Below are 22,298 nucleotides of genomic sequence, written 5' to 3'. Positions count from 1 at the left end.
GTTTTTTAGCTGAAGGTTGTTTCAGTGATTGATGGGGATGGTTATCGTCCCAACGTAGGCATCGTTATTTGTAATCAGCGTGGTCAGGTTTTATGGGCACGTAGATATGGTCAACATTCATGGCAGTTCCCTCAGGGAGGCGTAGACGAGGGAGAGTCTGCTGAACAAGCGATGTATCGTGAGTTACATGAAGAGGTCGGCTTGTTGCCGCAAGATGTAAAGATTGTAGCAACAACCAGACATTGGCTGCGTTATAAATTACCAAAGCGCTTAATTCGTTGGGATAGTCCGCCGGTTTGTATCGGACAAAAACAAAAGTGGTTTTTGCTCCGCTTAGTGGGCAAAGAATCTAATATAAAATTTGATCGCTGTGGCCATCCAGAGTTTGATGATTGGCGTTGGGTGAGTTACTGGTATCCCGTAAGACAGGTAGTGTCTTTTAAGCGGGAGGTTTATCGCCGAGCATTAAAAGAGTTTGTAACGGCGGCCATGCCGTTTAACCGCTCGGAGAAACACCAAGGCAAAGATAAACGCCGGCGTTATAAAAAGCGAAAAGGAGCTTCGTAAGTGTTAGGAGAGTTACGCGCCATTGTTGAACAGGTAAGCAATGCCGATACTCTCGACAGTGCTTTAGCTATTCTTGTCGAAAAGATTCGCCTTACCATGCATACCGACTGTTGTTCGGTGTATGTGATGGACTCGCAGCAACAAAATCTTGTTCTGCGAGCAACCCATGGCCTTGCCAGTGAAGCTGTGGGTAAAGCAATGATGCCTTTGGGAGAAGGGGTTGTTGGTCAAGTTGCCGTTCGCGAAGAGCCGATTAATTTAGCTGATGCGCGTTTAAATCCTCATTTTAAGTATTTACCCGAAACCGCAGAAGACGGTTTCTTTTCATTTCTTGGAACACCAATTACTCACCAACGAAAGGTGTTGGGAGTATTAGTTGTACAACAGTCCGAAACCCGCAGTTTTGATCAAAGTGAAGAGTCATTTTTGGTAACGCTGGCTGCGCATCTAGCCGGGGTATTAGCCAATACCGATTTTCAAACGGTGTTACAAGAACCTACTAAGCACAAGTGGACTGAAGCAATAAAAGCAGGCTCTAGCTCTAGTGGGATAGCCATTGCCAAAGCTTGGATAAATCGCTCTACCGGCGCCTTAGAGCAGCAAGCTGTAGAAAAAGCTGAGGATAGTGAGCACCAATTACAGCGCTTCGATGTTGCCTTAGAAATTACTCGAGATGAATTTCATAGTTTAGCGATTAAGCTGTCTGAGCAGTTGCCCAAAGATGTCGCCTCCATCTTCGATGTTTATCAACACATGTTGGCTGATGCTAGCTTAGCTGGCGATATTCGCCGCAAGATTAGTGAGGGCTATCAGGTTGAAGGTGCGCTGCGTTTAGTGATAGAGCACTACGTGCAGCAGTTTGAAGAAATGAACGACCCCTACTTAAAAGAGCGGGCGGTGGATGTAAAAGATGTCGGTTTACGTTTGCTGCACGCCTTGGAATTAGGTCCTAGCGCAGAAATTATTCCTAGTGAGCCGGTGATTGTGGTTGCTGAGGAAGTCACTGCCACTATGTTCGCAAAAATTCCGCGTAAGTTTTTGGCCGGGGTTGTTTCTCAGCGAGGGGCTGCAAACTCACATGCAGCCATTTTGGCACGTGCCATGGGCATTCCAGCCTTAATGGGTTTAAGTTTTAACGTTAATAAGTTGCGTGGCTGCGAGCTTATTTTAGATGGTTATTCTGGCGAACTGTTTGTTGAGCCAGACAAAATTGTTCGTGATGAGTACATCGCTTTATTGGCGCAAGAAAGCGAGCTAAATAGTTTAGTTCAACAAGATTTAGATAAACCCGCTGTTAGCATCGACGGTGAAAACGTTGAAATGTTAATTAATGCTGGCCTTAGTGCCGATAGCGACATTGCGATTAATGCGGGTGCAGATGGCGTGGGTTTGTATCGTACCGAAGTGCCATTTTTGATGCAGGATCGTTTTCCCTCTGAAGACGAACAATATACTCGTTATCGCGACATTTTAAACAGCTATCGTGGTAAAGAAGTGTGTATGCGCACCCTTGATGTGGGCGGGGATAAACAGCTTCCCTATTTTCCTATTGTGGAAGAGAACCCATTTTTAGGTTGGCGCGGTATTCGCCTAACTCTCGATCATCCCGAGATATTTTTGGTACAGGCAAGGGCGATGTATCGCTCGGCTATCGAGTGTGGCAATTTATGTATTATGTTGCCGATGATCAGTTGCCTTAATGAGGTAGATGAAGCCTCGCGCTTGCTCGAGCAAGCTTGGGCGGAAGTGGTTGACGAATTAGATTTAACCGAACCACCAGAGCGGCCTAAACACGGGGTGATGCTAGAAGTACCCTCGGTACTATTTTTGTTGCCAGAATTAGCCCAGCGAGTGGACTTTTGGTCGGTGGGCAGCAACGACTTAACCCAGTACTTGTTAGCAGTAGACCGAAACAATACCCGCGTCGCAGAGCTGTTTGATACTTTTCACCCGTCTGTTGTGCGCGCATTAAATCAAATTATTGAACAAGCTAATCTGCACAATACTCCCGTTAGTTTTTGTGGTGAGTTGGCTGGCGAGCCGGTAGGGGCCTTGTTGGTATTAGCCTTAGGTTACCGTCGTTTAAGTATGTCTAGTTTTAACCTGGCTAAAATTAAATACATAATACGCCATGTGAACCTGAGTGAATTAGCGGCTTTGCGTGAGCAAATCCTACAAAGCCAAAGTGGTTCAGCGATATACAGCTTGTTGTATGAATATTTGCAGCAACAGAACTTGTCGCAGTTGGTTCGTGTTAGTAAACATTAATGAATTTGCCATGAGTCAGAGCTTGTTTCATGGCTGATTTAACTGCAAAATGCCCATTCTTTTTATTCCCTAAATAGAGCAAATTATCGTGTCTACACCTTTGCAATTTCCTGAAATTGATCCGATTGCGATTAGCATCGGTCCATTGGACGTACGTTGGTACGGTTTAATGTATTTGTTTGGCTTTTTATTTGCGATGTGGTTGGGTAACCGTATGGCCGATAAGCCTGGCAGCGGTTGGACACGCGCCGAAGTGAGCGATTTGCTGTTTTATGGATTTGTAGGGGTAATCATTGGTGGCCGAATTGGTTATGTGTTGTTTTATCAGTTCCCACAGTTTTTAGATGACCCCTTATATTTATTTAAAATTTGGACCGGCGGAATGTCGTTCCATGGAGGCTTGTTAGGTGTAATTGCGGCGATGATGTGGTTTGCGCGCCGAACCAAACGCCATTTTTTCACCGTAGCCGATTTTATTGCGCCACTCATTCCATTTGGTTTAGCCACGGGACGCTTAGGTAATTTTATGAATGGCGAGCTGTGGGGGCGCGCAACCGACATGCCTTGGGGAATGGTGTTCCCAACAGGTGGCCTAGTAGCAAGACACCCTTCACAGCTTTATGAGTTTGCCCTAGAAGGCGTATTGTTGCTGGTTATTTTGTTGGTTTATGCCAAGCGTAAGCCGCCAATGGGCGCTATCTCTGGTGCCTTTTTGTTAGGCTATGGTAGTTTCCGCTTTATTATTGAATTTTTCCGAGAGCCAGACAGCCACTTAGGCTTGTTAAGTTTAGGCATGAGCATGGGACAAATCTTGTCTTTGCCTATGATTATATTTGGCGTTTTATTTATTCGCTGGGCTTATCGACGCAACACCAAAGAGAGTAACGCATGAAACAGTATTTAGACCTATGCCAACGCATTGTTGATGAAGGCACTTGGATTGAAAATGAACGCACCGGTAAGCGTTGTTTAACCATTATTAATGCTGATCTTGAATATGATGTTGCCAACAACGAATTCCCATTAGTTACAACACGCAAAAGCTATTGGAAAGCCGCCATTGCCGAGTTACTGGGTTACATTCGTGGCCTAGATAATGCGGCTGATTTCAAAGCACTAGGCACGCCTACGTGGTTGGCTAATGCAAATGAGAACGAAGCGTGGTTAAACAACCCGGCACGTAAAGGCGACAACGATATGGGTCGGGTTTACGGCGTGCAGGGGCGTTCTTGGCGTAAGCCAGAAGGCGGGTCGGTTGATCAGCTGAAGAAGATCGTAGATGACCTATCAAAAGGCATTGATGATCGCGGAGAAATTTTGTCGTTCTATAACCCGGGTGAGTTTCACTTAGGCTGCTTACGACCATGTATGCATACTCATACTTTTTCTTTATTGGGCGATAGGCTTTACCTTACTTCGTCACAACGCTCGTGTGATGTACCGCTGGGGCAAAATTTTAACCAAATTCAAGTGTTCACGTTTTTGGCCTTGATGGCGCAAATCACCGGCCACAAACCGGGTAAGGCTTACCACAAAATTGTTAATGCCCACATCTATGAAGATCAGTTGGAATTGATGAGAGATGTTCAGCTTAAGCGCGAACCGTTTGCCGCCCCTAAGTTACATATCAATCCAAAGATTAAGTCTTTAGAAGACTTAGAAACTTGGGTAACACTTGACGACTTTGAAGTGACTGATTACCAATATCACGACCCTATCGCTTACCCATTCTCGGTATAGTTATCCAATTAACCCTGCTAGAAAGTGTGATTTCTAGCAGGGTTAAATATTCGACCCTTCTGTTAATCAATGGTTAAACCATTGTTTTTCCAATTTATCATCGGTTTTTCCGATGGTAAGTTCAGCTACAAGTGAATATGTTTTGTTCACACTCTCAGTAAAATGACTTTTTATTTTTCTCAGTGAGCTGTTATGAAATCATTTCTTGAACGTTTTTTAAGAATGGAAGCTGCTGGCGGTATCTTGCTAATGCTTGCCGCTGTGGTGGCACTGTTTATGGCAAACAGTGCGTGGTTGTCTCCTGCATATTTCGCTTTTCTCGATACGCCGTTTCAAGTTCGTATCGCGGAACTAGATATTAATAAACCATTGTTGCTGTGGATTAACGACGGCTTAATGGCCATCTTTTTCTTAGTGATTGGCTTAGAAGTAAAACGCGAGATGGTAGAAGGCGCGTTGTCGTCTAAAGAGCGAGCGTTATTGCCGGTAGTTGCGGCTATTGGTGGCATGGTTGTGCCTGCTGCTGTTTACCTACTATTTAACATCGGTGATGGAGAGCTAGCCAAAGGTTGGGCTATTCCTGCTGCTACTGATATTGCATTTGCACTAGGCGTTATGGCCTTACTAGGCAAACGTGTTCCAGCTAGTTTAAAGGTATTCTTACTGGCTCTTGCTATTGCTGATGACCTAGGCGTAATTGTTGTTATTGCGCTGTTCTATACCAGTGAAGTTGCGATTATGCCGTTGGTGTGGGCGGTTGCGGCTACCATTGGTTTATGGATGCTAAATCGTCGAGGTCACGCTGGCTTAAGTGCATATATGTTACTTGGCCTAGTGCTTTGGGTAGCGGTACTTAAATCTGGCGTTCATGCTACTTTGGCCGGTGTAATTGTAGGATTCATGATCCCTATTAAAGCTAAGGTAGGCGGGTCACCGCTTAAAAAGTTAGAGCATGCTTTGCATCCTGCTTCTAGCTTTATCATTGTGCCAATTTTTGCTTTTGCCAATGCTGGTGTTCCGTTAGACGGCATTAGCTTCGAGAGCTTCCAAAGCCCATTAGCTTTAGGAGTTATTCTTGGTTTATTGGTGGGCAAACCTTTAGGTATTTACACCTGCAGCCGTTTAGCTATACGAGCCGGCTGGGCTAAGTTACCTGAGGGATCCAACAATATGCAATTGCTGGCGACTTCAATGCTATGTGGTATTGGTTTCACTATGTCTATTTTCATCTCGTCGTTAGCCTTTGCGGGGCAAACGGATTTGATAGGCTTGTCGCGATTAGCTATATTGGCGGGGTCGGTAACTGCAGCCCTTATTGGCTATGGTTTACTTCATTGGTCTACCCGTGAAGAGGCGGCAAAAATTGCTGAGCAAGAGCAAGGCAAAACCAATACATTGAGTACGTCTTCGGTTTAACCATTAAGTGAAGGCTGTACCCTGTTTAAGCAAACCCCGTAAAGGGGTTTGCTATTAGGTAAGGCATGTCACACTTAAACTACAACCACCTTTACTACTTCTGGATGACCTACAAGCGCGGTTCTGTAACCGCTGCAGCAGAAGCATTATTCCTTACTCCGCAAACTGTGACAGGCCAAATTAAGCAATTAGAACAGCGTTTAGCTGGAGAGTTGTTTATTCGCCGTGGCCCAAAAATCACTCCTACCGAATTAGGCCAATTGGTCTACAAATATGCTGACCGAATGTTTAGCCTCAGCTACGAAATGCTAGATATTGTGAATTACTCTCAGCAAGAAAAACTGCTGTTTGAGGTTGGGGTTGCAGATGCTTTATCTAAGCGTTTAGCGAGCCGTATTTTGTTGTCAGCTGTGCCACCCGACGGCAATATTCGCTTACGTTGTGTTGAGTCAACGCATGAACTGTTGTTATCTCAATTGGCCGAACATAAGCTTGATATGATTTTGTCCGATTGTGGTTTAGATAATGCGCAGCAAGATGGCGTGTTGAGTAAAAAGCTAGGCGAGAGTGGTATAGCTTTTTTTGCCAATGAGCCAATGTCGTTGTTGCCATTTCCTGCATGTTTAGAGCAGCGCAGCTTATTATTACCGGGACGGCGCAGCTCCTTAGGGCGGAAGTTATGGACTTGGTTTGATGAGCTGGGGCTAAAAGTATCAGTACTTGGGGAGTTTGATGACGCCGCCTTAATGAAAGCGTTTGGCGCATATACCGATGGTATTTTTGTTGCGCCAGCCATTTATACCGAAGAAATCTTGGCTAACCCTAATACTCGCTTGCTTGGGGTTACTCACGACTTAACCGAGGAGTATCACGTATTGTTTGCTGAGCGAATGATTCAACACCCCTCTGTTAAACAGCTCTGTAACAGCGATTTTTCTCCTTTGTTTTCTGGAGAGCAACAGCTGCAAAATGTTGATGCTATTTTAAATTTCAATTCAAAATAAGCGCTAAGGCTAAGTAGTAAGATTCATAATATTTAACTATTTAGCGTAGATTTTATGTTTATTCGCTGATCAGCTTTCTTGTTGTGATTTATATCAAATAAAACGGTTTGACCACGCATTTAGTTTGAACTGACGCATGTTTACCGCTCTGGTTGCTTAATTATTCATCGGGTTAGCGCTACGCTATCTCTCATAGATTACAGAATATCATTCTGAGCTAAAGCAAATATCAAAAATTATCTTTAAGTTCAGCGTGTAAACAATAATAAGGGTTAGCAAGTACTAACCTAATAAATGTTTCTGGTAACTCTTTGTCGCGGTAGCAAAAATAAGCCTCCTTTCATCGAGCTGTTGTACAGAAGCCTCGTTAAACCAGATCATCTCAACTGTGTTTGGCGAGTGATGCTATTTAGCATCTGAGCGCAGAAACAAACGGTAGTAGGGCAATATAAATACGGTTAACACTAAACTTCCCATGTTTGGCTTCTGCATTTTTATCAGCGAGTAAAGCGTATTAGTGGCTTGAGAGCTACGAGTGCGGGAAAGGAAGCAATCATGAAAAAGGTGTTCGCCTTAAGTATGGTGGCTGCGTCGATCTCTGCGCAAGCGGAAATTGCAGCAACTCATATTTATCATAACCACATGCCAAACTTTTGGCCTTACTACGACGTAAGCAAATACGAAGGTCTAGCAGTAGGTGATCCAATTCGTTATACCTATGACGGCCAAGTTATTAACCTTAAGAATAACCCTCCAGCAAATTACACATTCTATATTCCTGGCAGCGGTGCGCCGATGCCGCATGATGACTTGGTATCTTATTATCAACATCATGCCAAAAAAGGCGCTTACTTAAGCTGGCCAATGGACACGGCTAGAAACAACAATGGTAATCATCCACAAAGCCAAACGCATGTCACCATGTCGGCATCAGTTATTAACAACGTGCAGAGTTTCGGCGAGTTAGGTAATTTGGATGGTTACAATTTAGGGTGGGGCGCTTATTGGCGCGATACCCAAAACGGTACAAAAACCAGCGGTGGTTTTAACGCTTTAGACACGATTCACTTCTCTGGTCACCATACTATGGGGCCATTGGTGGGTAATGACTATTTCTTAAAAGATTTGATTTATCAAAACGTTACTTTGGCGAAAGATTACTTCTTAGGTGACTCATTTAAATCATCGAAAGGTTTCTTCCCAACAGAGCTTGGTTTTTCAGAGCGGATTATTCCAGTACTTACCAAGTTAGGTATTGAATGGTCGGTACTTGGGAACGTGCACTATTCACGTACTTTGCGTGATTATCCTTATTTGAATGACCCCGGCAAAGATACTTTGATTTCTCCGCCTAACCGCGCAGATTTACAAAATGTTAGCGACATAGGTGCGTGGACCGAGTTACATATGTTCAATGAGCAACAGGTGACTTACAACAAGTTCCCGTTTGCTTCGATTCCTCACTGGGTTCAATACGTTGACCCTGAAACCGGTGAGCAGCACAAAGTTGCCGGTATTCCTGTTGAGCAAGCTAGCTCTTGGGAAGAAGGTTACCAAGGCTCAATTACTGCTGACGTACTAAAAGCTTTTGAAGGCGACGCTGCATCTTTAGGCCGTACCCAGTATTTCACCATTGCGCATGATGGTGATAACTCGTCAGGTAGAGCGGGTGATGGTGGCACTTGGGCTAACTCGGGCAATGTTACGTATGCCGATAGCTCGGTGCGTGGTATGGGCGTGGACGAGTACCTAAAAGCTTATCCAATTCCAGAAGACGACATTGTGCACGTACAAGATGGCTCATGGATTGATACACGAGATTCATCGGCTGATCCTACGTGGTACCACTGGCATATTCCAATGGGCGTTTGGCGTGGTCAGATGGCAGACTTTAACACGGTAAATGGCACCGATTTTGTGGCTACACGTGAGCACATGGTATCGCTTGAGTTAGGCTATCACTACCTAGAGCGTAACTTTGCTTTATTGCAAGCTGCCGAAAACTATGCAAAAACCGCTGAGCAAATTTGGTTAGACAATAACCCTAATTACTGGAGCCCAACTACCGCGCGTGATAACGAGGTAACTTACCCAGGTAACCAGCTTAATCCGTGGATGATGTCTTTCCCGGTTAAAGGTGATGCGAACAACAACTATGCTGGCGGTGCAAACCCTGCAGAGTTAGGTTGGTACTTCCTTATGGCCTCAATCGATTCTGGTTTTGGTTATTACGATGAAAACGTTGATGACGGGGTTAAACCTACTATTTCATTTAACCAGTCATTACACTTTACAACCCCGTATGTAGAAGCCAACCTTGCCCAAGATAAAACAGGTCCTTCGGTTTGGTGGCCACAGCGTTACCCATATAATCCTGGTAGTGCAAACTCAAGTAAAGCGGAAGGTTGGGCTACGGTATATGCCGATACCAAGTTTGCGATTTATACCTACGGTTATGACGTAAGCGGTATTCAAGATATCAAGGTTAAAGTACGTGTTCACAAAGATAAGTGGGCAACTGCTACCGATAAAACCTTTAAGCTCTATGATCCAAGCGCGCATGCTAGCGATCCTGATGTCGATCCTTCACGGGTTGGCGAATGGCAAACCTTTAGCATGACCGAGCGTGACTTAAACGGTGACATGAATGGTGTAGATTGGCAGCCTTCTGGTAAAGAAATGTTTGAAGTAGTGCCTGCTGAGAAAATCGGCAATATGTACTTCACCTACATTGATCAATACCAAGAGCAGCTGTTGGATTACTACATTGAAGCAACCGATAGTAAAGGCAACGTAACTCGTTCTGAGATTCAACAAGTTTACGTAGGTGCTGGTCAGTTTAGTAGCGTTGGCGGCAAAACCGTTGAAGACGTGAACGGCGCAATTGCTGGCGAAGCGATGTTCTTCACCGACAATGTTGTAGTAGGTGATAAGCGACCAACGGCCCATATTAATGCCGCAGGTGGCGAAGTAGAACTAGGCACTGTAGTAACTTTGAGCGCTGCTGGCTCAACTGACGAAGAAGGCCCAATCGCGAGCTACTTATGGAGCACTGGTGAAACCAGCCCGTCGATTACTGTTACTTTGAACGAACGTACCACTATATCGGTAACTGTTACTGACAGTGTTGGTCAGAAAGACTCTACCAGCGTGACTTACCGAATTATCGGTCAATCTGTATTGAGTACCTTGTATTACCAAGATAACAACGGTTGGGGCAAGGTATGTTTGCATTACACCGTAGACGGCGCAGTTACGTGGACTACTGCACCAGGTGAAGAAATGCAAAGCCTAGGTGACAACTGGTATAGCTTAACCGTAGATTTAGAAGACGGTAACCAGCTGGAGTTTGTGACGAATAACTGTAGTGGTGCTTGGGATAATAATGGTGGTCAAAACTATCAAATTGATGAGGGTAGTTGGAATGTAAGCGGCGGTGCAATTGCTGCAGGTATTCCAGACGGTTTAGACGGAAACAACGCACCCGTTGCCGCGATTAGCCCAGGAAGCCAGTCAGTGGCTAAAGGGTCACAGGTTGTGCTAAGCGGTGCTGGTTCAAGTGATTCTGATGGCTCTATTGCTAGTTACAGCTGGAGTACTGGTGAATCTAGTGAGTCAATCACCGTTACAGTGAATGAGACTCAAACGATTAGCCTAACGGTCACCGACAACCAAGGGAAAACCGCAACTACTTCGGTAACTCTAACGGTTATTCCAAACAAAGCGCCAGTAGCAACCATCTCTCCAGCTACTCAAACTGTAGCTGCCGGAACAACAGTAAACTTAGATGGTTCAGGCTCTAGTGATGAAGATGGTTCTATTGCTAGCTACCTATGGAGTACCGGTGAAACAACCAGCTCTATCTCTGTAGTTGTAGATGCCAGCCAAACTATTAGCTTAACCGTTACCGACAACGAAGGCGCTACTGCAACCGCAGAAGCCGTGCTAAGTGTTGAAAGTGATGAAAAAGCGAAGAACTTTAATCAGCTTTACTTCCGTGGTACAGCCAATGGTTGGGCGACAACGGCCATGGACTTAGTGGCTGATCATACTTGGCAAGTTGTGGTTGAATTTGATGGTCAAGCAGAGCAGCGCTTTAAGTTAGATGTTAATGGTGATTGGACCCAGAACTACGGTGATACCAATAGTGATGGTGTGCTAGAGCAAACCGGTGGGGATATCTTCACTGACGTGGTGGGTTCTTACTTGATAGAAGTGAATGATCAAACTTTGGCTTACAGCATTACCGAACTTAACGCTAACCAAGCTCCTACTGCAATAATTGGTGCATCGGCAACTCAGGTAGATATAGGCCAAAGCATCACCTATAGTGCAGCGGGCTCAAGTGATAGTGATGGTGTTATTGCCAGTTACTTATGGAGCAATGGTGATACGAGTGAAACCACAACAGTAACCTACAATACTGCGGGTTCACACAGTATTAGCTTAACCGTGACTGACGATGGCGGTAAAACTGCACAAGCGTCGGTAGTGGTTGAGGTGATTGATCCAAATGCTAACTTTACAGCTAACTTTGAGCAGTTGTATTTTCGTGGTACTGCTAACGGATGGCAAACTACTGCTATGACTTTAGTTGCCAACAATGTTTGGCAAGTTGGCGTGGACTTTGATGGCCAAAACAATCAGCGTTTTAAGTTTGACGTAAACGGTGACTGGTCAAATAACTACGGCGACAACAACAACGATGGCACTCTAGAACAAACTGGTGGCGATATTTTCACTGGTATTGTTGGAAGCTACATTGTTGAAGTGAATGATGCCACGATGCAATATCGGATTATTGCTCAGTAAGGTATTGGTTTAGTGACGTTAAAGCCGCTTAATTGCGGCTTTTTTGTGCTTCGCTCAAAAACCATGTGCTCAGCTTTAACCTAGCGAGCTATAGCCATTTCACGTATAGTTTGGCTTAAGTGAGTTAGTAGGTAGAAAGATGAACATTCAAGACATGCAAAAAAATGCTGAACCTGCATTAAAATTGTTAAAAGCGCTAGCAAACGAAAGCCGCTTAATGATTTTATGCCACCTAGTGGAAGGTGAGTTAACGGTAGGAGAACTGAACCAACGAGTCACTTTAAGTCAGTCTGCGTTATCTCAGCATTTAGCATGGTTACGAAAAGATCAGCTTGTGAGCACGCGTAAGGAGTCTCAAACCATTTACTACTCAATCGCTAGCGAAGAGGCTAAAGCGGTGCTAGGGAAGCTACATGAGCTTTACTGTAAGTAATTAGTACTAAATAGCAGACATAAAAAAACCGGCTTAGGCCGGTTTTTTTCATCAAGCGCTTTAAATTAAAGTGCGTTGATTTTTGCAACAATGCGGCTCTTATGACGAGCTGCTTTATTTTTGCTGATCAAACCTTTAGACGCGTAACGGTCTAAGATAGGTTGAGCTGCTTGGTATGCTGCTGTAGCTGCTTCTTTATCGCCTGCTTCGATAGCTGCAATAACTTTTTTCAAATTAGTGCGCATCATAGAGCGACGGCTAGCGTTATGTTGACGACGCTTTTCAGCTTGGATAGCGCGTTTTTTAGCTGACTTAATATTAGCCAAGTGTAACTCCTGAACTTTGTCTTGGAATTATGAATTTAAAGGCCGTGGAATATGCCCGTTTTTCATGTTTATGTCAAACAATTTTTAACCAAGTATAAATATCAAAGCAAGGAAAACCTAACTAAACGTCATGACCGTAGCATCGATCTTTATAGGCGGTTAAACTGTGCCGCGATTCTACCAGCATTTTTAATGTTAGGGCAGAGGAATTTGTGTAATTTAGCAACAGGACAGTGCATTGAGTAAAACCTTGTTAAAATCTGGCGCCATTGTTAGCGCTATGACCCTGATTTCCCGCATATTAGGTTTGGCTCGTGATGTGGTCATTGCTAATTTAATGGGAGCGGGTGTTGCTGCCGACGTATTTTTCTTTGCCAACAAAATTCCTAACTTTTTGCGCCGCTTATTCGCCGAGGGCGCGTTTGCCCAAGCATTTGTACCGGTACTTACCGAATACAAGCAAAAGAGTTCTGAAGACGAAGTAAGAGAGCTTATCGCCAAAGTTAGCGGTACGCTGGGCTTAGCCGTTACCATAGTTACCTTGTTTGGCATTATTGGTTCGCCTTTAATTGCAGCACTATTTGGCACGGGGTGGTTTATATCGTGGTTAAACGACGGCCCCGATGCTGCTAAGTTTGAACTGTCGGCCTTTCTACTTAAAATTACTTTTCCCTATTTATGGTTTGTCACCTTTACCGGTTTATCGGGCGCGATTCTTAACGCATTTGGTCGTTTTGCCGTGGCGGCATTCACGCCTGTATTGCTAAATGTGGCAGTGATTAGTTTTGCGATATTTGTTTCTCCAAACCTAGAACAACCTGAGGTTGGTTTGGCCATGGGGGTTTTCTTCGGCGGCTTAATTCAGTTTCTATTTCAATTACCCTTCTTGTTTAGGCTTAAGTTGTTGCAAAAGCCAAGTTGGGGCTGGAAACATCCTGGAGTGGTAAAAATTCGCACCCTAATGATCCCTGCATTGTTTGGTGTATCGGTCAGTCAAATAAACTTGCTATTGGATACCCTAATCGCCAGTTTCCTAATCACCGGCTCTATATCGTGGCTGTACTACTCCGACCGCTTGTTGGAGTTTCCGCTAGGTTTGTTTGGCATCGCCATTGCCACCGTGATTTTGCCAAGCTTATCGCAGCGTCATGTTGATAAAAGCCCGCAGCAGTTTCAGCAAACCATGGACTGGGCAGTGCGCATGGTGTGTTTTTTGGGCATACCCGCCACAGTAGGTTTGGCCTTACTTGGTCAGCCAATTTTACAAGTGTTGTTTATGCGTGGCGCTTTTGACCAACAAGATGTGTTAAACGCCTCCTACAGCTTAATGGCTTATAGCGGTGGCTTGTTGTTTTTCATGCTAGTGAAGGTATTAGCGCCAGGATATTACTCGCGCCAAGATACCAAAACGCCGGTGAAAATTGGCATTATCGCCATGGCAAGCAACATGGGCTTTAACCTTATCTTCGCGATTCCTTATGGTTATATTGGGTTAGCTATTGCCACTGCTTTATCGGCGTTGCTTAATGCCAGCCTGCTTTATCGCGGTTTACATAAACAAGGTGTTTACAAACTCGGCTCTCCTACCTTGGTATGTATTGTTAAAATTTTAGTGGCATCGACATTGATGGGGGGGCTCATTGTGTGGCTTTCTCCCCTTGCTGAACAATGGTTTGCGTTGTCTTGGATAGACAGTGTTTGGCAACTTTTAATCTGTGTAGCAGCGGCCGTGATTAGCTACTTGGTTTTGCTATTTTGCTTGGGGATAAGATTAGCTCACTTGAAAAGCAGTTTCGGGGCTGTAACTGCGGACTAAACAAGCTATAATCCGTCGGTTTTTGACGAAATAGGCGCGGGAATGGAGTTAATTCGCGGAATACGCAACATTAAAGCGCGTCACTATGGCTGTGCATTAAGTATTGGTAATTTTGATGGCGTGCATTTAGGCCATCAACAAGTAATTAAGCGTTTAGTTGAACAGGCTCGCCAGCGGAGTTTACCCGCTGTGGTGATGATTTTTGAGCCACAACCGCTTGAGGTGTTTGCTAAAGATAAAGCGCCCGCTCGAATTAGCCGATTTCGCGATAAGTATCAGCAACTAAAAAGCTTAGGTGTAGACCGCTTGTTGGTGGTGCGTTTTAGTCATGAGTTTGCTCAACAAAGTGCCGACTATTTTGTTCGCCAGTTATTGGTTGAATTGCTGGGAGTAAAATACCTAGCAGTGGGAGATGACTTCCACTTTGGTAAAGGCCGAGAAGGTAATTTCGCAAGCTTACAAGCGGCCAAAAAACAGTACGGTTTTGAGCTTACAGCAACCGATTCGTTTTGCTTAAATCAGCAGCGTGTGAGCAGTACGTTATTACGTCAGCATTTAGCCGGGGCCGATTTCTCAACGGTGGCTCAATTGTTAGGCAGAAAATTTAGCTTTAATGGCAAAGTCATTCATGGCCAAAAGTTGGGGCGTCAACTGGGCTTTGCTACGGCAAATTTAAAAGTTGCCCGCCATGTATGCCCCTTGCATGGGGTGTTTGCAGTTAAAGCCTATATACAAGAACAGCCAGGGCATCGCTTTTCAGGCATTGCTAACATAGGCTGGCGGCCAACCGCCGCAGGAAAAGATTTATTGGTAGAAGCTCATTTGTTTGAGTTTGACGCCAATCTGTATGGCCAACGATTAGTGGTTGAACCGCAGTTAAAAATACGAGATGAACAAAAATTTGATTCGCTTGATGCGCTTAAAGCTCAGGTGAATCTCGATATTAAGCGTGCAAAAGCCTACTATGGCCTTGCAGAGTAATTGACTGGAAAAGTGATTCGATGAGCGACTATAAAGATACTCTTAATCTACCTGATACTGAATTCCCGATGCGTGGTAATTTAGCCAACCGCGAACCTGCAATGCTTAAGCGTTGGAGCGAAAAGGATCTGTACGGCCAAATTAGACAGGCCAAAAAAGGTAAGAAGAGCTTTATTTTGCACGATGGCCCTCCATACGCCAACGGCAATATTCACCTTGGCCATGCGGTTAATAAGGTGCTTAAAGACATCATTATTAAGTCGAAGACTTTATCTGACTACGATTCTCCTTATGTGCCTGGTTGGGACTGTCACGGTTTACCTATCGAGCTACAAGTAGAAAAGAAAGTTGGCAAGCCGGGCAAAAAAGTAACCGCTGCTGAATTTCGTCAAAAGTGTCGCGATTACGCCGCTAAGCAAATTGATGGTCAGCGCAACGACTTTATCCGCATGGGCATTTTAGGTGATTGGCAAAACCCTTACCTAACCATGAACTTCGATACTGAAGCAAACATCATCCGTGCCTTGGCAAAAATCATCGATAATGGCCACCTATTGCAAGGTTCTAAACCTGTGCACTGGTGTACCGATTGTGGCAGTGCTCTTGCTGAAGCTGAAGTTGAATACGAAGATAAAACCTCTCCTGCCATTGATGTGCGTTTTACCGCTGTTGACGAAGCCGAAGTATTAGCCAAATTTGATCACCCAGAAGGCGTGACCGGTGAAGGGCCAATCTCTGCAGTTATTTGGACCACTACGCCGTGGACTTTACCTGCTAACCGAGCGGTAGCCTTAAATGCTCACCTTGAATATGTATTGGTTCAAATTGAAACTGAAACTGGCAAAGAACGTTTAATTTTGGCGCGCGATCTAATGGAAGAGTGTGTAGAGCGCTTTGGTGCAACTCACTTCCATGCTTTAGGTTACTGCCAAGGTGATGCCTTAGAGTTAGTTAAACTTAAGCACCCATTTTATGACTTTGAAGTGCCTGTTATTTTAGGTGACCACGTAACTACTGAGTCAGGTACAGGTTGTGTTCACACTGCTCCTGGTCATGGTCAAGAAGATTTCGCGGTAGGCCAGAAGTACAACTTAGAAGTGGCTAACCCGGTTGGTGATAATGGTGTTTACCTTGCCGATACCGAGTTTTTCGGTGGTCAGCATGTATTTAAAGCTAACGACAACGTAGTTGAAAAACTTAAAGAAACAGGCGCGCTTCTGCATCACCATGCTTACCGTCATAGCTACCCACATTGCTGGCGCCACAAAACCCCTATTATTTTCCGTGCTACGCCGCAGTGGTTTGTGAGCATGGACCAAAATGGTTTGCGTAAGCAAGCCATGCAAGAAATCGAGAAAACCCAGTGGATCCCAGATTGGGGCCAAAGCCGTATCGAAAGCATGGTAGAGAATCGCCCAGATTGGTGTATCTCTCGCCAACGTACTTGGGGCGTACCGATTGCATTGTTTGTGCACCGCGAATCTAACGAACTGCACCCTCGTGCGGTAGAGTTGATGGAAGACGTCGCTAAACGTGTTGAGCAAAGCGGTATTCAGGCTTGGTGGGATTTAGATGCTACTGAACTACTGGGCGATGAAGCCGAGCAGTACCGCAAAGTAGAAGACACGCTAGATGTATGGTTTGACTCTGGTTCAACTCACTCAAGTGTAGTTGCTGCACGTGAAGAGTTTAACGGTAAAGCTGCAGATATGTACTTAGAAGGCTCTGACCAACACCGCGGTTGGTTCCAGTCATCACTAATGATTGCTACTGCAATTAACGGCAAAGCGCCTTACCAGCAAGTACTTACTCATGGTTTCACCGTAGATGCTAATGGCCATAAGTTCTCTAAATCATTAGGTAATGGTATTGCTCCGCAGGATGTTTGGAACAAACTAGGTTCAGACATCTTACGTTTGTGGATTGCATCTACCAACTACACCGCTGAAATGAGCGTATCGGACGAAGTATTCAAGCGTAGCGCCGATGCTTATCGCCGTATTCGTAATACCTCGCGTTTCTTATTGGCTAACTTAGCCGGGTTTGAACCTGAGCAGCATTTAGTGGCAAGTGAAGACATGGTAGAGCTTGACCGCTGGGTAGTGGGTCGAGCCGCCGCTGTTCAACAAGAAATTGTAGAAGCCTACGAGCAATACCAGTTCCACGTTGTTTACCAAAAGCTAATGCACTTCTGTTCTATTGAACTAGGTAGTTTCTATTTAGATATCATTAAAGATCGTCAGTACACCGCAAAAGCTGATGGCCTAGCGCGACGCTCTTGTCAAACGGCACTATTCCACATCGCTGAAGCGTTAACCCGCTGGATTGCACCTATCTTAAGCTTTACCGCTGACGAGATTTGGCAAGCATTACCTGGAGAGCGTAGCGAATTTGTATTCACTGAAGCGTGGTACGAAGGCTTAACTGCGTTATCACAAGATAGCAAAATGAATGATGCATTCTGGGCTCAATTGATCACTATTCGTGATGAAGTGAACAAGAACCTTGAACAAGCACGCCGCGACAAGAAAATTGGTGGCACCTTAGAGGCTAAAGTAACGCTGTATGTAGATAGCCAGCTAGAGCAAGTGTTAAGCCAGTTGGGTGATGAGTTACGCTTTGTATTGTTAACTTCAGATGTAAGCTTACAGGCTTTAAGTGAAGCGGGTGATAATGCCGCTGCTACTGAGTTGGACAACCTTAAAGTTAAAGTAGAAGTAGCCGAAGCCGCGAAATGTGACCGCTGCTGGCACCACCGCGAAGATGTTGGTCAAAACGCTGAGCACCCAAGCTTGTGTGGTCGCTGTGTAACCAACGTCGCGGGTGAAGGTGAGTCTCGTAGCTATGCATAACGACGCTGTAGTAAGTAAAACAAATAGCACGGGTTTACGCTGGTTGTGGTTAAGTGTGGTGGTATTCATTGTTGACCAAGTTACCAAGTTTGCCATTGCTAAAACCTTCGATTTATATGAATCGGTAGCGGTAACGCCATTCTTTAATTTGGTTTCGGTTCGAAACTACGGTGCAGCTTTTAGCTTTTTAAGTGATGCCGGTGGCTGGCAACGTTGGTTTTTTACTGCCATAGCTCTTTTTGTGAGTGGTTTGCTGGTGTGGTGGATGAAAAAAACACCCGTCGAGCAAAAGTGGCCAGCCATTGCTTACGCCTTAGTATTAGGCGGAGCAATTGGTAACGTATTTGACCGCGTAGTGTTTGGCTATGTTATCGACTTCCTCGATTTTTACGTGGGCAGTTACCATTGGCCATCTTTTAACGTTGCTGACTCAGCCATTTGTGTGGGTGCGGTATTGTTAGTGTTAGATAGCTTTTTGTCGCCGCAAGCCAAGGAACCTAAATGATTCAGCAAGGAAGCAAAGTAGAACTTCATTTTGTATTGAAGTTAAGCGATGGATCGATTGCCGAAAGTACCTATAACTATCCAAAGCCAGCTCAACTGGTAATGGGTGATGGTAGCCTAACCGAAGGCTTTGAAGCGTGTTTATTGGGTTTGAAAACGGGTGATAAAAGCCAATTTGAACTTAATGCCGAGCAAGCCTTTGGCCAAAGCAATCCGGATAACATTAAGTACTTTGAGCGCAGCAAGTTTGGTGATGAAGCACCTGCCGAAGAAGGCAGTATTATTGCGTTTGCTCAGCCTGATGGTAGTGAAATTCCGGGCATTGTGCGTGAAGTAACCGGTGATTCAGTAACGGTAGATTTTAATCATCCGCTGGCTGGCCAAACGGTTATATTTGAAGTAGAAATTTTAGCGGTTAATTAAGGAGCGATAGTGGAAATACTGTTAGCGAATCCTCGCGGTTTTTGCGCTGGTGTTGACCGCGCTATTTCTATAGTTGAACGTGCTTTAGAAATGTTTGGTGCGCCTATTTATGTTCGCCATGAAGTGGTTCACAACCGCTATGTAGTAGATGGTTTACGTAAACGTGGTGCTGAGTTTGTTGATGAACTTAGCGATGTGCCCGAAGGCAGTATTTGTATCTTTAGCGCTCATGGCGTGTCTCAAGCTGTACGTGCAGAAGCCAAACAACGTGATCTTAAAATCTTCGATGCTACATGCCCACTCGTAACTAAAGTGCACATGGAAGTTACTCGTGCCAGCCGTAAAGGCATTGAGTGTATTTTGATTGGCCACCATGGCCACCCTGAAGTTAATGGCACTATGGGCCAATACGACAACGCTGACGGTGGTATTTACTTGGTAGAAACCGTAGAAGATGTTGCTAAGCTGCAGGTTAAGAAGCCTGAGCAGTTGTTTTACTGTACTCAAACTACTCTGTCGGTTGACGATACCTCCGCGATCATCGACGCATTACGTGTGACTTTTCCAGAAATTCAAGGGCCTCGTAAAGACGATATTTGTTATGCCACCCAGAACCGCCAAGATGCGGTGAAAGATTTGGCAGAAAAATCTGACGTGGTATTGGTAGTAGGATCGAAAAACTCTTCTAACTCTAACCGACTGCGTGAAAAAGCTGAGAAGTCAGGTGCAGCTGCCTACCTTATTGATGGCGTTAGCGACATTAATTGCCAATGGTTTAAAGCCGATAGTCGCATTGGTGTTACAGCTGGCGCTTCGGCCCCTGAGGTGCTGGTGGAAGAAGTGGTATCTGGTTTAAAAGCGATGGGGGGAGTAACCGTTGTTGAAAATCCTGGCCGCGAAGAAAACACCATTTTTGAAGTCCCCGCAGAGCTTAGAGTTACTCAAACCAGCTAACTGACTCATCTCTCAACTAAACCAAAAAAGAAGGCATAGCCTTCTTTTTTGCGCTATACCCTAATTAATTGCTCGCTTCGGAAGGCTCCGCTATCGAAGGCCACAAAGCATCAAGGATGGGTAGGTCGGGATGCAGCTAAAACACTCAAAAATCAGAGGGTTTACTCTGATTGAAGTTATTATCACCTCTTTTATATTGGCGGTAGGCTTGCTAGCGGTTGTTGCTATGCAAGCGGTTGCCAAGCGCTCAAGTTTCGAGACCCATCAACGTACTGTTGCCATGATTTTAGCTGAAGACATGGTGGAGCGGGTTCGCCTTAATCATATTGCTTGGCAAGCCAATAACCCCGCTACAGTTACCGTAGGTGATGGTCAAACCGCCAGAGCAAAACCCGCTTGCGCCGAGGATAGTGGTTTAATGACCGCTTGTAGCCTTGCCGATGTAGTGAATTACGATCTTTACCATTGGGAGTATGGCCTCTATGCCAAAGCAGCAGGTGCTAAGGGCGGCTTAGTTAAGCCAAACGGTTGCGTATTGTTAAGCGCTAACGGAGAGCTTACCGTGGTAGTTACTTGGTTATCGAGGCAGTCTTTTAGTGGCATTACCAGCAGTAATACGGTTACCGCCAATTGCGGAGCGCAGTCAGATAAACGCCGCAAGATGGCCTTAACGACGCGGGTGGCTTCATGATTAGGCATTCTCAGCAGGGCTTTACCCTTATTGAATGGCTAATTGCCATTGTGATCGGACTATTCTTAACTGCAGGGATTAGTAGTTTTTTGGTCGCCTCGCAGCGCAGTACCGAATCAACCTACCATAGTGAGCAATTGATGGAGAGTGGCAGAATAGCCATGCACTTGATTACTCGTGATTTAAGAATGGTGGGTTTTTTTGGGGAGTATACCGGTAATCCAATGGTTCGCGGCTCTGGCGTTGAGCTAGTCGCCACCGATATTACCGCAGCTAATGATTGCACAATAGACTGGATTGGTAGTACTCCAGAAGGTTCCTTTCCCTCTGTGGATGGCCGATTTAGCTCCTTGTTTGTAGGACAGATAAATAGCTCAAACTCTCTTAATGGCCAATACAGTTGCGTGAGTAGCCGCAGTAATTTGGTTGTAGATTCAGATGTTATTGGCATCAAAAGAGTGATTGGCTCACCCATCCAATCTGCGGGGGAATTAGATTCTGACCGCTACTACTTTGCCGCAAATGCAGCCAGTGCCCAAATATTTACCTCTGCAGACCCTTGGCCTACCGAGACAGTAATGCCTGGCAGGCAAATATGGGAATACCAGCATATTGTTTACTATCTGGATGTGAGCGCTCAGTCAGGTTTGCCGGTGCTTCGTCAGCTATACCTTGATAATAACAGCGGGATGCAAATCTTGGGATCTGGCCCCTTGGTGGAAGGCATCGAGCGGATGCGCGTATTGCTGGGAGTGGATACCGATACCACTCAAGATGGTGTGGTAAATGACTTTGTCTCCTCAGACAACGTGACACCTCAGCAATGGAGTGAAGGCAGAGTGATTGGCGCTAAAGTATTTTTGTTGGTTCGCTCCTTAACCGAGGATAAAAACTATACTAATGGGAATAGCTACGAATTAGGCGATTTGAGTGTCGCTGCTGCTAACGATCATTATCGACGGGCCTTATTTGAGTCGGTGGTATCACTAAGAAACATGGTGTATTGATGCAACTAACTGTTTTGCTTAGCCAAAATAAAGCCAAGAGCCAGCAAGGGGCCGCTTTGTTTGTGGCAATGTTATTTTTGCTCATTTTAAGCTTTTTAGGTGGGGTGTTATTAAGTAGCGCTAACCAAGGACTAAAAGTAGTGTCTGCGATGGGGGACCGGGTGGGTGCAGAGCACTTACTTGAAGGCGAAATGAATGAGTTAATTATTGAGCCTAATCTTCAAGGGGTGATTGGCGCTATGGCACCTGCTGCATCGATGGCAGTGTCAACCATGGTAACCGGGGCTGACGGTACCATGATTCATACGATAGACAGCGTGTGTGCGCGCAGTTTTACCGCCAGTAGCAATAACGCCATTACGCAGTGTCGCTACGTACGAGTAGATGCAACAAAAACATATGGAAAGGCTAATCGAGCTTCAACGTCAATAGCTGCCGGTATAGAGCAGCCGATGCTATAGCCAAAACGGTAAAGCCGCTTGCATAGTTTGCAGGCAAGGCAAC

18 protein-coding genes are annotated in these 22,298 nt (G+C 45.1%); 17 read left to right on the top strand and 1 reads right to left on the bottom strand.

Annotated elements, in window-relative coordinates:
* Positions 1–24 precede the first annotated feature (24 nt).
* The 8 genes from rppH (at position 25) to K5620_RS16485 (ending at position 12,240) form a co-directional block, all read left to right on the top strand.
* Positions 25–567 (top strand): RNA pyrophosphohydrolase, encoded by a 543-nt coding sequence (gene rppH / locus K5620_RS16520; RefSeq protein ID WP_016401321.1) that lies wholly within the window; start codon positions 25–27, stop codon positions 565–567.
* A complete protein-coding gene (gene ptsP, locus K5620_RS16515) occupies positions 568–2,835 on the top strand; it encodes a phosphoenolpyruvate--protein phosphotransferase (RefSeq protein ID WP_016401320.1) in 2,268 nt (755 codons plus the stop codon).
* Positions 2,836–2,920: 85 nt separating this feature from the next.
* Entirely contained in the window at positions 2,921–3,727 is an 807-nt protein-coding gene (gene lgt, locus K5620_RS16510; RefSeq protein ID WP_215426380.1) for a prolipoprotein diacylglyceryl transferase, read from the top strand.
* Positions 3,724–4,575, top strand: a complete 852-nt coding sequence (locus K5620_RS16505; protein ID WP_016401318.1) for a thymidylate synthase — start codon at positions 3,724–3,726, stop codon at positions 4,573–4,575. The genes lgt and K5620_RS16505 overlap by 4 nt, the downstream gene beginning before the upstream one ends.
* Before the next feature lie 192 nt (positions 4,576–4,767).
* A complete protein-coding gene (gene nhaA, locus K5620_RS16500) occupies positions 4,768–5,991 on the top strand; it encodes a Na+/H+ antiporter NhaA (protein ID WP_051147592.1) in 1,224 nt (407 codons plus the stop codon).
* A gap of 65 nt (positions 5,992–6,056) precedes the next feature.
* Positions 6,057–6,995: a transcriptional activator NhaR gene (nhaR, locus tag K5620_RS16495; RefSeq protein WP_016401316.1), complete on the top strand. Its 939-nt coding sequence runs from the start codon at positions 6,057–6,059 to the stop codon at positions 6,993–6,995.
* 555 nt (positions 6,996–7,550) lie between these two features.
* Positions 7,551–11,807 (top strand): PKD domain-containing protein, encoded by a 4,257-nt coding sequence (locus K5620_RS16490; protein ID WP_016401315.1) that lies wholly within the window; start codon positions 7,551–7,553, stop codon positions 11,805–11,807.
* A 139-nt stretch (positions 11,808–11,946) separates the two neighbouring features.
* Positions 11,947–12,240: an ArsR/SmtB family transcription factor gene (locus tag K5620_RS16485; protein WP_016401314.1), complete on the top strand. Its 294-nt coding sequence runs from the start codon at positions 11,947–11,949 to the stop codon at positions 12,238–12,240.
* A gap of 65 nt (positions 12,241–12,305) precedes the next feature.
* On the opposite strand, the gene rpsT is transcribed toward K5620_RS16485, so the two are convergent.
* Positions 12,306–12,566: a 30S ribosomal protein S20 gene (gene rpsT, locus K5620_RS16480; protein ID WP_152784499.1), complete on the bottom strand. Its 261-nt coding sequence runs from the start codon at positions 12,564–12,566 to the stop codon at positions 12,306–12,308.
* Positions 12,567–12,804: 238 nt separating this feature from the next.
* On the opposite strand from rpsT, the gene murJ reads away from it, so the two are divergent.
* From murJ to K5620_RS16435, 9 genes are all read left to right on the top strand, one after another.
* A complete protein-coding gene (gene murJ / locus K5620_RS16475) occupies positions 12,805–14,382 on the top strand; it encodes a murein biosynthesis integral membrane protein MurJ (protein ID WP_016401312.1) in 1,578 nt (525 codons plus the stop codon).
* A gap of 42 nt (positions 14,383–14,424) precedes the next feature.
* Complete coding sequence (ribF, locus tag K5620_RS16470; RefSeq protein ID WP_016401311.1) at positions 14,425–15,363, top strand: bifunctional riboflavin kinase/FAD synthetase; 939 nt, start codon at positions 14,425–14,427, stop codon at positions 15,361–15,363.
* Between the two features lie 20 nt (positions 15,364–15,383).
* A complete protein-coding gene (ileS, locus tag K5620_RS16465; RefSeq protein WP_016401310.1) occupies positions 15,384–18,215 on the top strand; it encodes an isoleucine--tRNA ligase in 2,832 nt (943 codons plus the stop codon).
* Entirely contained in the window at positions 18,208–18,720 is a 513-nt protein-coding gene (lspA, locus tag K5620_RS16460) for a signal peptidase II (protein ID WP_016401309.1), read from the top strand. The genes ileS and lspA overlap by 8 nt, the downstream gene beginning before the upstream one ends.
* Entirely contained in the window at positions 18,717–19,142 is a 426-nt protein-coding gene (gene fkpB, locus K5620_RS16455; protein WP_016401308.1) for an FKBP-type peptidyl-prolyl cis-trans isomerase, read from the top strand. Before lspA ends, fkpB begins: the two co-directional genes overlap by 4 nt.
* A gap of 9 nt (positions 19,143–19,151) precedes the next feature.
* Positions 19,152–20,096: a 4-hydroxy-3-methylbut-2-enyl diphosphate reductase gene (gene ispH / locus K5620_RS16450; protein ID WP_016401307.1), complete on the top strand. Its 945-nt coding sequence runs from the start codon at positions 19,152–19,154 to the stop codon at positions 20,094–20,096.
* Positions 20,097–20,226: 130 nt separating this feature from the next.
* Positions 20,227–20,787, top strand: coding sequence for a type IV pilus modification protein PilV (gene pilV, locus K5620_RS16445; protein WP_016401306.1), 561 nt, complete (start codon positions 20,227–20,229; stop codon positions 20,785–20,787).
* Positions 20,784–21,794 (top strand): PilW family protein, encoded by a 1,011-nt coding sequence (locus K5620_RS16440; RefSeq protein ID WP_016401305.1) that lies wholly within the window; start codon positions 20,784–20,786, stop codon positions 21,792–21,794. The genes pilV and K5620_RS16440 overlap by 4 nt, the downstream gene beginning before the upstream one ends.
* The gene (locus K5620_RS16435) at positions 21,794–22,255 is read left to right on the top strand and encodes a hypothetical protein (protein ID WP_016401304.1); all 462 of its coding nucleotides are present in this window, start codon (positions 21,794–21,796) and stop codon (positions 22,253–22,255) included. The genes K5620_RS16440 and K5620_RS16435 overlap by 1 nt, the downstream gene beginning before the upstream one ends.
* Positions 22,256–22,298 lie beyond the last annotated feature (43 nt).

It is taken from the genome of Agarivorans albus (assembly GCF_019670105.1).
In the GTDB taxonomy this organism is placed as follows: Bacteria; Pseudomonadota; Gammaproteobacteria; order Enterobacterales; family Celerinatantimonadaceae; genus Agarivorans; species Agarivorans albus.
This window is presented reverse-complemented; position numbering and strand designations above follow the sequence as displayed.